This is a genomic window from Streptomyces sp. NPDC031274 (assembly GCF_055570235.1).
In genome coordinates this window covers 221,487-232,553 of the sequence record NZ_JBVIHP010000017.1, presented here as the reverse complement: position 1 = coordinate 232,553, position 11,067 = coordinate 221,487, and the positions used below count along the sequence as shown (strand labels likewise).

Annotated in this window: 12 protein-coding genes and 1 pseudogene; 9 read left to right on the top strand and 4 right to left on the bottom strand. The window is 68.6% G+C overall.

From position 1 onward, the window contains the following. Positions 1–676 precede the first annotated feature (676 nt). Genes ACZ5CR_RS26725 through ACZ5CR_RS26710 form a run of 4 tightly spaced genes read left to right on the top strand, consistent with a single transcriptional unit; the run spans position 677 to position 4,009 of the window. Positions 677–985 (top strand): hypothetical protein, encoded by a 309-nt coding sequence (locus ACZ5CR_RS26725; RefSeq protein ID WP_468861753.1) that lies wholly within the window; start codon positions 677–679, stop codon positions 983–985. A 2-nt stretch (positions 986–987) separates the two neighbouring features. Then, on the top strand, positions 988–2,373 hold the full coding sequence (locus ACZ5CR_RS26720) for a WXG100 family type VII secretion target (RefSeq protein ID WP_468861750.1): 1,386 nt from the start codon (positions 988–990) through the stop codon (positions 2,371–2,373). Beyond that, on the top strand, positions 2,373–3,098 hold the full coding sequence (locus tag ACZ5CR_RS26715) for a hypothetical protein (protein ID WP_468861748.1): 726 nt from the start codon (positions 2,373–2,375) through the stop codon (positions 3,096–3,098). The genes ACZ5CR_RS26720 and ACZ5CR_RS26715 overlap by 1 nt, the downstream gene beginning before the upstream one ends. Further along, a complete protein-coding gene (locus ACZ5CR_RS26710) occupies positions 3,095–4,009 on the top strand; it encodes a DUF3592 domain-containing protein (protein ID WP_468861746.1) in 915 nt (304 codons plus the stop codon). Before ACZ5CR_RS26715 ends, ACZ5CR_RS26710 begins: the two co-directional genes overlap by 4 nt. Positions 4,010–4,475: 466 nt before the next feature. Here the strand turns inward: ACZ5CR_RS26710 and ACZ5CR_RS26705 are convergent, their stop codons facing one another. Next, the gene (locus ACZ5CR_RS26705) at positions 4,476–4,925 is read right to left on the bottom strand and encodes a spore-associated protein (RefSeq protein ID WP_468861745.1); all 450 of its coding nucleotides are present in this window, start codon (positions 4,923–4,925) and stop codon (positions 4,476–4,478) included. A gap of 186 nt (positions 4,926–5,111) precedes the next feature. Next, positions 5,112–5,918, bottom strand: a complete 807-nt coding sequence (gene pcaD / locus ACZ5CR_RS26700) for a 3-oxoadipate enol-lactonase (RefSeq protein WP_468861744.1) — start codon at positions 5,916–5,918, stop codon at positions 5,112–5,114. Between the two features lie 37 nt (positions 5,919–5,955). Here pcaD and ACZ5CR_RS26695 point away from each other — a divergent pair, with 37 nt between their 5' ends. The 4 genes and pseudogenes from ACZ5CR_RS26695 (at position 5,956) to lhpI (ending at position 9,016) form a co-directional block, all read left to right on the top strand. Then, positions 5,956–6,978, top strand: coding sequence for a LysR family transcriptional regulator (locus ACZ5CR_RS26695; RefSeq protein WP_468861742.1), 1,023 nt, complete (start codon positions 5,956–5,958; stop codon positions 6,976–6,978). Between the two features lie 78 nt (positions 6,979–7,056). Further along, positions 7,057–7,410, top strand: a pseudogene (locus tag ACZ5CR_RS26690) (hypothetical protein); the annotation flags it as partial. A 256-nt stretch (positions 7,411–7,666) separates the two neighbouring features. Beyond that, positions 7,667–7,996, top strand: a complete 330-nt coding sequence (locus ACZ5CR_RS26685; RefSeq protein WP_468861740.1) for a 2Fe-2S iron-sulfur cluster-binding protein — start codon at positions 7,667–7,669, stop codon at positions 7,994–7,996. Positions 7,997–8,068: 72 nt separating this feature from the next. After that, entirely contained in the window at positions 8,069–9,016 is a 948-nt protein-coding gene (gene lhpI / locus ACZ5CR_RS26680; RefSeq protein ID WP_468861738.1) for a bifunctional Delta(1)-pyrroline-2-carboxylate/Delta(1)-piperideine-2-carboxylate reductase, read from the top strand. Positions 9,017–9,175: 159 nt separating this feature from the next. Here the strand turns inward: lhpI and ACZ5CR_RS26675 are convergent, their stop codons facing one another. Continuing rightward, complete coding sequence (locus ACZ5CR_RS26675) at positions 9,176–9,469, bottom strand: hypothetical protein (RefSeq protein WP_468861735.1); 294 nt, start codon at positions 9,467–9,469, stop codon at positions 9,176–9,178. A gap of 268 nt (positions 9,470–9,737) precedes the next feature. Between ACZ5CR_RS26675 and ACZ5CR_RS26670 the strand changes: the two genes are divergently transcribed. Further along, the gene (locus ACZ5CR_RS26670; protein ID WP_468861770.1) at positions 9,738–10,130 is read left to right on the top strand and encodes an acyl-CoA-like ligand-binding transcription factor; all 393 of its coding nucleotides are present in this window, start codon (positions 9,738–9,740) and stop codon (positions 10,128–10,130) included. A 298-nt stretch (positions 10,131–10,428) separates the two neighbouring features. Here the strand turns inward: ACZ5CR_RS26670 and ACZ5CR_RS26665 are convergent, their stop codons facing one another. Beyond that, the gene (locus tag ACZ5CR_RS26665) at positions 10,429–10,740 is read right to left on the bottom strand and encodes a hypothetical protein (RefSeq protein ID WP_468861733.1); all 312 of its coding nucleotides are present in this window, start codon (positions 10,738–10,740) and stop codon (positions 10,429–10,431) included. Positions 10,741–11,067: the final 327 nt, after the last annotated feature.

Genomic DNA, 11,067 nt, shown 5'->3' with positions numbered 1-11,067 from the left:
GGGGGTGGGTGGGGGGGGGAGGGTTGGGGGGAAACCCCGGGGGGGGGGGGGGGGGAGGGGCGGGGGGGGGGCCCCCCCCCCCCCCCCCCCCCCCCCCCCCCCTCTCCCCTGCTCGCTGCTTGCCCGGACCGGAGACCCGGGGATTTCATGCGCAGAGCTGGCTTGCCCGCGACAGGGGGTCCTCGTCCTCGGGGCGCGGCGGGCCCGCTGACATCCGGCGCTGCCTCAAGCCCCCGCCCCGATGCGATGTCCGAGCTGACCAGCCTGCGGCCCGGCCGGGTCGGTCACCGGGATGCGGCGCACGTCATCGGTACGGACCCCATCAACCTGACGGTGTGTCTGACCTGGCGCGCAGCCCGGCAGCTCGCTCCTGGGCGCCTGAGTGTCGAGGGATGGTAGCTTCGTTCTACAACGGTGTCGTAGTCGCGCACGGGGCGTGAGGGATACGCGGGTTGGTGGGCTGTGTCGGCACGGCACGGCCTGGGACGAACGGGCGGAGTGGCGGCGATTGTGTGCCCGCCGGTCGGCGCGAGTCCGCTGCGCGTGAGGCGACGGCGAACAGATCCGTCCTTGCCGAACGGCGTTCGCAGGCGCGGAAGCCGTTCGGTCACGCAGTCGACCACGCAGTCGACGTGACAGCGGCGCGCATACATGCAGGTGCAAACGGGGGAACGTGATGAGTGACTTGTCGATCGACTACGCCGTACTGAACCGGGTGAGGCACAACCTCGACCACATCGCCCACATGATGAAGCAGCCGGGCCGGGACATGAAGAACGTCAGCGGACACGCGATGGGGGTGCCGGAACTCGCCCGGCGCATGGATGACTTCGGCGACGAGTGGTCGTACGGAATCAAGCAGTTGACGAAATTCTCCGGAAAGGCGTCGGAGGCGCTCCTCAAAATCAAGGAGTCCTTCGAGAAGCTGGACGACGAACTCGCCGAAGCGCCCGGGAAGGCCGGCGCCAAGGGGAGTGCCAAGTAGCCATGGCTGAAGCACTGCTCGAGGATTTCCCGGCCCTGGGATTTGTGCCGTGCCCCGGTGACCACACCGTGGCGGACGACGTGGCCGACAAGGTCGGCAAGACGGCGAAGGCTCTCACCGAGATCTGCCATGTCCTGCACGGAACCGGAGTCGGAGACTGGAAGGGCAAGGCGGCGGAGAGCTTCCGGGAGAAGTTCGACGACGAGTTCCGCCCGAGGATGGACGAAGCGCGCGACTCGTTCCGCGATGCCGCCTCCGCCCTGACCGACTGGGCCGACCACATGCAACGCAAGCAGAAAGCCGCCGCCGACCTGGAGGCCGACGCGGCCATAATCAGCAAGCGGCTGAGCGATGCGCACGCCAAGGCCGACAAGCTCGACCGCGCCGACAGCAAGAAGGACGCCGGAAAGCGCGAGGGCAGCGGGAGCGGCGGGAACGGCGGGAACGGCGGGAACGGCGGGAACGGCAAGGCCGCCAAGGAGCACGAGGAAGAGGTCCAAGAGGCACATCGGGCCGTGAACTCCATGGATCTCGAACTGGACGAACTCCGCCGCAAGGGCCGCAGGCTGAAGAAGAACTACCAGGAGTACGGCAAGGGCATAGCCGATCGCCTCAAGACTGCAATGGAGATCGCCCCGAATGAGCCGGGCATGTGGGACAAGCTCGGGGACGCGTTGGAAAGCCTGGGAGAAGCACTGGCGGACCTGCCGGGCCAGCTGGCGGACGTACTCGCCGACATCGGCGAGTGGATCCAAAGCCACGCGGACTGGATCACCGTGGCAGCCTCGGTCATCGGTGTCATCGCCATCTTCTGTCCGGTGCTCGCACCTCTGGCGATCGGCCTGAGTGCGGTGGCGCTCCTGGCGCACGCGTCGGCGTACGGCGTGGACGGCCTGTGGCCACCGACCGGTGAGCGGATCGGTAACTGGCTCACGCTCGGCGGTGATGCCCTGGGCATGGTGCCCGGCGTCGGCGCGGCGAAGGCGGGAGTCATGGCCGGATTCAAGGCGGGGCGTGGGGCCGGTGGCGTCGCCGCCGGCGCCAAGGTCGGCATCAAGACGGCGGGCACCACGGCGAAGAACGTGATGAAGGCGGCGGACCCGGTCGCCAAGGTGATCGACAAGCCCGTCATGGCCGCTGCCGCGAAGCTCGGGGTCTCCCGGGGCGCCGCGCTGACCGCCACGGAAGGTGTCCAGGCCGCCACCCAGCTCGCCTGGACGGCGCCGACCGCGATCAACGCCTACGAGACGAGCACGGGCAAGTACGACGCCGCGACCTGGGGGACGGGGGTGGCGAACGTCGCGACGGGAACCGGCGGCGGCAAGTTCGGCGGAGCCGTCGCCATCGGCAGTGCGATAGGCCTGGGCGCATGGGAGTTGACGGACTGATGACGACCACTGACCCGCGGCACGAGGCTGCCGTCTCCGCGGACGGCCGGCCCGCCACGGACGTTCCCGACCTCTGGTTCCGCCTCCCACTCGGTTTCACACAGTTCGACCTGCTGGAGGACCCCGAGGAGCGCATGCTGCGGATGGCGGAGGCCATCGACCCGCTCTTCTCCGGTGCCGCCACCCCCCTGCAGAAGTTCAGCCTCGTCATCTCCGGTGAGTACGCGCTGCAGACCGCGATCGCGGCGGGCGCCGAGCATGTGTCGGCCTGTCTCCTGCACATGCCGGACGGCGAGCTGTCACAGGGCACGCTGTCCGTACTCATCGAAAGACCGGACGTCGGCCCCCGGGACCAGGACAGGCAGGGCTCGGCCAGGCGCACGGCTCTCCAATGGCGCCAACAGCACCCGGACGCCGAGGTCGCCCTGATCATGTTGCCCTACGGCCCGTCCGCCCTCTGCATCCGGGACCAGGAGCTGGAGCTGCCCGGCGTGCTCTTCGGCCTCGACGACCCCATCCCCACGACGATCCGGCAGGTCCAGTTCTGCGTGCCCCTGAGCACCGGCCCCGGTTCGGCTCTGTTCCTCTTCATGACCCAGGACAGGGAGCACTGGAGTGAGTACCTCGATCTGCTCGGCGGCATCATGAAGTCCGTCTCGGCGCAGGAGCCGACCGACGACGGACCGGCTGAAAAGGGACCGACCGAGGAGGGCGTCGCGGCATGAGCGAAGGCGGGAAGCGTACGAAGCACGCGGAGGGGGCGCCTTATGCGCGCCACCGCACGTGGCCGGCGATCGCCGTCGGCTGCTACGCGCTCGCCGCGATCGTCGGGATGTACCTCGTCGCCGGCGACTTCGGCCTCGGACTCCAGGTGCCCCTGTGGATCGCGCACGCAGTGCTGCTCATCGTGCTGATCCGGCGGCTGGGTGCTGCAGGTGAGGCCAGTGCGTACGCGGCGCTGTTCATCGTGGGCGCCTCTGTGATGTCCGTGGGCGTCGCGGGTATGGCCCGTGAGGACCTCACACTGCAGCAGCGGGGCGAGGAGGTCTCGGCGACGGTCACCAAGGAGCGACGGGATCCGGGCCAGGGACGCAAGAACCGCGACTACCACTACACGCTGCAGCGCCAGGACGGCACCTTGGTGTCCGGGCCCGAGATGAAGACGGCATCCGACCTCTACGACGTCGGTCAGACGGTCACGGTCATCGAGGACCCCGACGGCGAGTTCGCCCCCCGCACGCCGGGCCAGGCCGATGCCACCGGCGAACTCCTGGGATCATCCGCGTTCGCCCTCGCCGCGCTCGGCTCCGTCGGCTGGATGACCTGGCGGGGCTCGGCGACGGCGAAGCGCAGGGGCCCCGGTGAGCCGTCCACCGGCACGCGCAGGGCGTACAAGGCCTTCACCCGCGACTCCACCCCACAGCACGCACAGGAACAGCGGCTCCGCCAAGCCCTGGACACTTACCCCGCCGACCGCCGCGGCTACATCAAGGTGCACCCCGAGGACTACCCCGACCTCTCCCATCACCAGGCCGCCCGCATCGCCTGGGAATCCGGCCTGCGCGCAGAGGCCTCAGGAAACCGGGGCTCATGGCGCTTCGCGGAAACCGTAGTCGAGGAAGTCCCCCACGACTGAACCTCCGCGCGCCCAACCGGTCTGTGGTCCGGGCCCCGGCGCGTGCGCCCGGCGCCAGCACGGCAGGCGGTGAGTTCAAACGGACGGTTCGGTCACTTGCAGGCAGGAACCGCGCCGGCTGCCGGCGTGCGTTCACGCCGGTCTTTGAGATGGCCTTGCCTTTCACCGACTTGGGGGTCGGTGCGAGAACGGTCAGCTTGGCCTTCGCCGTCCACTTTCCGCAGCCGAGTCCCTCGACCATGACCTGGTGAGGGCCGGGGCAGCATTCGTCTTCGCCCCTGCTTGGCCCGCGTACACGGGCGGGTCGCCCTTCTTCGCGGGCGTCTGGGACAGGCGAGGGGACACACGAAAGGGAGCACGCCGTTGCACTCAACGAGGAGCTCCCGTTCATGCCTGACCGATTTCCTCAGCCCCTCGCCGCCCGGCACTGCGCCGTCATGCGTAGTGGGCGTGGCGGCCTAAAGCCTCAGCGGATGGAAGTGACCCGCTTCTCCTTCAGTGCGGCACAGTTGGAGCCGTAGACGGACACGTAAACGTTCTTGATGTTGCCGCCCCAGTCGACGCAGTGACCCTTGCCGTAGACGGTGGCCGGCCCGGCGTAGGACGTGTAGTTGCCGGAGTCAGACGCTCCCTGGTCGGTGTCGCTGACGTAGATCCACGTCGCCGTGTCCACGGCATTTCCGGGAGAGCTGCGGATGGTGGCCACGCAGTTGCGGCCGTTGGAGGCGTTGTACGTCAGGTAGACGGTACCCAGCGAACCCACCTGTGCGGAGTTGACAGTCTTGTAGCTGCTTCCGCAAACCTTCTGCGGGGTGGTGTTCGCCGCCGCAGATGCTGGTGAGGTCAGGGCCACTGTGGAGCCGGCCGCCAGCGCAGTCACCCCAGCTACGGACAGCATGGCACGCTTAAGTCGCATATCTCCCCCTTGTGTCACTTCAAGCATTTCTTCCTGCTAGGTGTGACACGCCCACTGGAGGAAGGGTTGTCCTATGTTCTGCGGTGTGGCTGAGAGTCGACGTGTTGGCTGAAAGCCCCCCAGGTGTGGGCCTGTGGGTCGGGACGGGCAGCGGGAAGGGAGCGTGCAGACAGGACGCAGCAGCCGTCAGGACTGTTCGGTGAGGAAGGCCACCACAGCGTCCAGGAACTCCGCCTGCCCTTCCACGTTAGCCATGTGCACCGTGGGCAGGAGGGTGAACCGCGCGCCGGGGACGATCGCGGCGAGCTCCTTGCCGTGCTCGGCGGATGTGACGGTGTCGTACTCGCCCGCGATCACCAGTGTGGGGTTGTGGATGAGCGTGGCCGTGCGGCGCATGTCGTAGTCGCGCACCGCGGCCCAGCTCCCGGCCACGCCCTCGCGCCGCGTGGCGAGCAGGGTGTGGCGAAAGCCCTCGACGACCTCGTCGTCGCCTTCCAGCATGCGGGCCGGGAACCAGTTGTGCAGAAACCGCTCCGCGGTGACCTGCATGTCCGGGGCTTCCAACAGTTCGGCGATCGGTTGATCCCACTGCTTCGCCGGACCGAGGGAGGCGGCGGTGTTGGAGAGCACCAGGCGATCGACACGCTCCGGAACGTGGATCCCCATCCACTGCGCGACGATTCCGCCCAGAGACAGGCCCAGCACATGCACCCGCTCCAGGCCCAGGGCATCCAGCAGCTCCACCACGTCGCGCCCCAGCCGGTCCAGGGAGTAGGGGCCGCTGGGGACATCGGAGGCGCCGTGGCCGCGCGCGTCGTAGCGCAGCAGCCGGAAGCGCTCGGTCAGCGCCGACACCTGGCCATCCCACATGTGGAGGTCGGTGCCTATGGAGTTCGAGAGCAGCAGCACCGGCTTGTTCTCATCACCGTCGAAACGATAGGCGATGCGGACGCCATCGCCGGTGGTGATGGTGGGGTGGGTCTGAGAGGTCATGTCAGCTCCAGTGCTCTAGCGGCTATGCGCTCAGCCTATGAACACCACCTGGCAGAGTTCTATTACAAAGATCGAACGAACTCTGTACGCTCCGTGGACAATGATGTCGGACTTCACACTCCACGAACTGCAGTGCTTCAACGCCGTTGTGCTCGACGGCGGTTTCCAAGCCGCCGCCGAGCGACTGAACCGCTCGCACCCATCTGTGTTCGCAGCCGTCGCCAAACTGGAGCGCCGGCTGGGCCTGGACCTGCTGGATCGCTCGGGCTATCGGGTTCAGCTCACCGAGGCGGGGCGCGCCTTTCACCGCAAGGTGCGCTTCTTGCTGCACGAGGCCGAGGAACTACAGACCTACGCCTCACAGTTGGCGATGGGCGAAGAGGCCGAACTGCGCGTGGTGCTCGGGGACCTGTGCCCACTTCCACCAGTACTGGAGATGCTCAGCCGCTTCTTCGCGCAGCGCCCGCAGACACGCCTGCACCTGCAGTTCGAGTCGGTCACCGGCCCCTGGGAGCGACTGCTGGAGGACGAAGCCGACCTCATCGTGCACCGCGTCCCCAAAAGCGACGTGCGGATGGAGTGGATCGACCTCGGCCGCGTCGCGCTGGTGCCCGTCGTGGCGCCCGGATTCCTGCCCTTTCCTCCGGACACGGAGATCACACCGCAGCGGATGCAGACGTTCACTCAATGCGTGGTCCGGGATTCGGCGCGGCATCCCTCCGAACAAGGTCATTTCCTGGTCGACGGCGCGCCCCGGAGCTCCGTTCCGGACCACCTCATGAAGAAGGAACTGATCTTGCACGGCATGGCGTGGGGACACGTTCCGCGGTTCATGATCGAGACCGAGTTGCGTGACGGGAGGCTGCTTCCCATCGCCGGACGCCACTTCCCCGGTGTGGTCGAGGAACTCTCGGCAGCTCGTCGGCGCGACCGACCGCACGGGCCCATCGCCGACCAGCTCTGGGACTTCCTCGCCCGCCAAACACCCCTCCTACGGCCGACGCTGGGCCGTGTGCCCAAAGCCAAGCAGGCAACGGAACACCACACGCCGGGTACGTAGCCGTCGACAATACTGTCGACGGCTACGCCATGTGCATCGCTTTCAGGGCCCGTACCGAGGAACTGCCTGTCACCCGTCATGATCAGGTGGATACCGGCGTTACGAGCCGTGCCTCACCACGCGGAGCCACACCAGCAGACCGCCCAGATCGCGGTCCACCTCCAATCCAGCCACCGCGAGCCACCATCGGGGTTCATACGGCCCAGGTTGGGGCCGCGAAGCCTCATCGTGCTCTCGCAGCCGGATCCGCGCCGGACGGCCGAGGCCTTGCGGAGCCTGGATTTCTACGTTCATCCCGATCTGTTCTCCAACCCCACCTCCCAGTTCGCGGACATCGTGCTGCCCGTCAACAGTCCCTGGGAACGCGAGGCGGTCAAGGCGGGATTCGAGATCAGCGAGCGGGCGCAGGAGCACGTCCAGCTGCGTCCGCGCATGGTGGACCCGGTGGGCCAGTCCCGTTCCGACACCGAGATCGTCTTCGACCTCGCCCAACGGCTGGGTATGGGCGCCGACTTCTTCGACGGCGACGTCGAGGCCGGCTGGAACCACCAGTTGGCACCCCTGGGGCTCACGGCCGAGGAACTCCGGCGGCATCCGGGTCCCTCTCACCACGGTCCACCGCAAGTACGCCCAGCTCTCGGAGGAGGGCCGGGTCACCGGGTTCGCGACGCCCACCCGGCGCGTGGAGATGTACTCGGAGCGACTCGCGGAGCACGGCTACTCCCCCGTCCCCGTGCACGCCGCCGCCATCCCCGACAACGCGCGGGCCACCGTCGGTTTCTCCCGTTCCAACCGTCAGCTCACATGGCGCAAGGAGGACGGCACGCTGCTTCAACTGGCGGAGCGGGAGGGCATTCCGCTTCCCGGCGGCTGCCGTCTGGGCCAGTGCGAGAGCTGCACCGTCACCGTACTGGAGGGCCAGGTCGCCCATCTCGTCACCACACCCGATGGCTTGGCCGACGACCAGTGCCTGACCTGCCAGGCTATGCCCGTGTCCGACGTGACCCTCGACTCCTGACCGACCCCCCGACCCCCGACGCCCCGCCAAGGCCCCCGTCCACGACCCGCCGATACCGACCGAGAGAGAACCGTGCTGCAACTCGACGCTGAACAGACCATCAAGGCCCTGCCTTTCGGCGAACTCCTGCCCGCGCTCCGCGAGGGATTCGTGCGCGGCGCCCACAGCCCCGACCGCCACCACCACACCGTCGACCCCGACGCCGACGCCACGCTGCTGCTCATGCCCGCCTGGTCGCGCGGCGAGTTCGTCGGCGTGAAGCTCGTCAACGTCTTCCCCGCGAACGCGGCCCGGGGAAAACCGGCCCTGTCATCGGCGTACGTCCTGGCCAGCGCGGTCACCGGCGAGCACCTGGCCGTGATCGACGGCAACGAACTGACCCGCCGACGCACCATCGGCACCTCGGTACTCGCCGCCTCGTACCTCGCCCGCCCGGAGAGCGCCACCCTGCTCGTCGTCGGGGTCGGGCACGTGGGCAGTCTCGCGGTCGAGGCCTACCGCAGCGTCTTCGACCTCCGTACCGTGCTCGTCCACGCTCGGACCACCGCCAACGCCCGGCGCGCGGTCGACACGCTCCGGGACCAGGGGCTGGACGCGCGCCTCGTCACCGATCTGGCGTCCGCCACGGCGGAAGCCGACATCATCACGTGCGCCACCCTCGCCACCGAACCCGTCATCCAGGGCGAGTGGCTCACCCCTGGCGCACACCTCGACCTCATCGGCAGCTTCCGGCCCACCATGCGGGAGTCCGACGACGCATGCATCCGGCGCGGCACCCTCTTCATCGACACACCACAGGCCGTGAACGAATCCGGGGATCTCACCCAGCCCATCGAGGCCGGTCTCCTCAGCCCGGACGACCTCGCGGCCACCCTGCCCGAACTGTGCGCGGGCGGCCACCCCGGCCGGACCTCGCAGGAGGAGATCACCGTGTTCAAGGCGGTCGGCAGCGCCGTCGCCGACCTCACCGCCGCCTCGCTGGTCTACCGCTCCCACCGCGCTCCGGGCGGTACTTCATGACGCGACAGCAGACCGGTGACGACGGCCCCACAGAAGCGGAGACGGAAGCCGCGACGACGGAAACGGAGTCGTCCTCGCTGCCTTTGTGAGGCGGTCAGGGGATATCCGGCAGGCGGCGGCAACGGGCAAGGCAGGCAAGCCGATCAGCAGAAGTGGATCTTACCTGCGGGGGTTGCAGCGCCCCCGCCACGACGACCGGGCGGGATGGACGCATGCCCACCGTCCCGGAATGGTGACGCCCCTCTCGGCTGCTCCGTGCAGCACGCTGCCCGCAGGAGCCTTCTCCAGTGCCAGGCGGAACAGGACCGCGGCGTCGAGCCGGTGCACTGCGGGCCACCGGTTGGTGCCGTCGCCGACGTAGGCCGAGACGCCGGTCTTTCGTGCGGTGGCGATGAGCATGGGGATGAAGCCGTGGTCTTCGGGGCCGTGGACAGTAGGAGCGAGACGGGCCACGCTCGCGCGTACTCCCCGGGCGGCGAAGTCCAGACAGGCTCGCTCGCGATGCGGAAGGCGGCGATCCCGGTCGCGTCGGGTTCGTCGTTCTCGGTGGTCTCCCGGCCGGCGGGCATGACCAGCGTGCCCGAGGTGATGACGAGCGGCTTGCCCGAGTGTTCCAACGGCTGGCCGAGAGCCTCGATCGCGGTCCGGTCGCGCCTCGTCATGTCGTCGAGGTCGGAGAAGTCCCCGCCGTAGGCCATGTGCAGGACGCCGTCAGCGGCCTCTGCGCCGCGGCGCAGGCTGTCGTGGTGGCCTGCAGCCACTGGGCATTCTGCTGTGCGCCTTCCGGAAAGCCGGACGGATCCTTGAGGACAACCGCCCGCTCTCCGAGCCGCGACTGGCGCTCATCGCCAAGACGCCAGCCCTCCGAGAACGTGACTTGGCCAAGGCCGCAGCCCTCACCGAAGCCCTGGCGGAGGCGCTACGTCAGCGCGATATCCCCGACCGGCTGGCAAGCCTGGCCGCACAGACCGGCTGGGCCACCTTCCACCACGCCGCCCAAGCCTGGATCGACGACCCCTCGCAGAGCTTGGACGCACACCTCCTCCAAGCCTTCGCCGATCTGTACGCCCTCGCTGCGACCGTCCCACCGGAGCAGGCGCGACCTAAAAGCTGATCCGCTCCGCCGGGGAGCGAGGGGGGAGCGGGAGGCGGGAGCTTCGGCAGGCAGGCAGGCAGGCAGGCAGGCACAGATTGCCAGCAGACCTCCCGCCGACGAGGACGGCGTGGACTCCCCCACCAGCACTTCGCCTTGCGGAAGTCGCCACCCGCGTGCTCGTGCCCACCTCAACTTCCCGGCTGCGCGCGCCGCCCGGTGCTCGAGTCCGGGTCGACTTCCTCGTGCAGGCCCCTGGTCGGTTGTTCACCAGGTGACCGGCACTCCCCAGCGCTCGGGGCAGAGTCGCGCGGGCCTGTCATCTCATGTGGTCCACACGCTGCAGGCCGAGGGTCAGGTGATCCAGTACGGCGTCGGGGGCCAGGTCGTAGGCCTTCGCCGCTACACCCACGCTCAGTTCCGCGGCATGGGTCATCGCCCACAGCAAAGCGCAGCGGGCTGCGGCGTCTTCGCCCAGCTGCTGCCTCAAGCGATGGACGGCCTGACCTAGTTGGGCCTCAGAGGCAGGGGCGTATCCGTTTTGCAGGGCACCGCGCAAGAGCGTCATGGCTTCCAGCGCGGCCGACGGTCGGTACTGACTCTCAAGGTGCATGCGCGTTCCTTCCTGCATCGGCGGAATGTCCGGGGCGCATCCCGGGGTTACGGCGAAGCTGCAGCGGGTTCCGTGTCCCTGCCGTGCTGCCCCCGATGCCCTCGTCCGTCGGGTACACGCGTGGTGCCACCCTTGCGGTGGACGCCGACGCGGGCCGAATCGAACGCGAGTGAGGTCTTCGATCGCGGACGCGGACGGCAGCGCAGCCGTTCGCGTGCCACCGGCCGCCTGACCCGCCACACTCACCCCCGGATCGGGGGCACGCCATGAACACATCAGCCACGTCGCGGCCCTGAGCGTGCCTCTGCTGACGCTGTTCCGGGGAGCGCGTCGCCCGTTCCGGAC

What these genes read in the sequence shown, in the direction of transcription:
- ACZ5CR_RS26705 (WP_468861745.1), bottom strand. Translation starts at nt 4,925, where the DNA reads ATGCGACTTAAGCGTGCCATGCTGTCCGTAGCTGGGGTGACTGCGCTG.
- ACZ5CR_RS26720 (WP_468861750.1), top strand. Translation starts at nt 988, where the DNA reads ATGGCTGAAGCACTGCTCGAGGATTTCCCGGCCCTGGGATTTGTGCCG.
- ACZ5CR_RS26715 (WP_468861748.1), top strand. Translation starts at nt 2,373, where the DNA reads ATGACGACCACTGACCCGCGGCACGAGGCTGCCGTCTCCGCGGACGGC.
- pcaD (WP_468861744.1), bottom strand. Translation starts at nt 5,918, where the DNA reads ATGACCTCTCAGACCCACCCCACCATCACCACCGGCGATGGCGTCCGC.
- ACZ5CR_RS26725 (WP_468861753.1), top strand. Translation starts at nt 677, where the DNA reads ATGAGTGACTTGTCGATCGACTACGCCGTACTGAACCGGGTGAGGCAC.
- ACZ5CR_RS26710 (WP_468861746.1), top strand. Translation starts at nt 3,095, where the DNA reads ATGAGCGAAGGCGGGAAGCGTACGAAGCACGCGGAGGGGGCGCCTTAT.
- ACZ5CR_RS26695 (WP_468861742.1), top strand. Translation starts at nt 5,956, where the DNA reads ATGAACACCACCTGGCAGAGTTCTATTACAAAGATCGAACGAACTCTG.
- ACZ5CR_RS26665 (WP_468861733.1), bottom strand. Translation starts at nt 10,740, where the DNA reads ATGCAGGAAGGAACGCGCATGCACCTTGAGAGTCAGTACCGACCGTCG.
- ACZ5CR_RS26685 (WP_468861740.1), top strand. Translation starts at nt 7,667, where the DNA reads ATGTACTCGGAGCGACTCGCGGAGCACGGCTACTCCCCCGTCCCCGTG.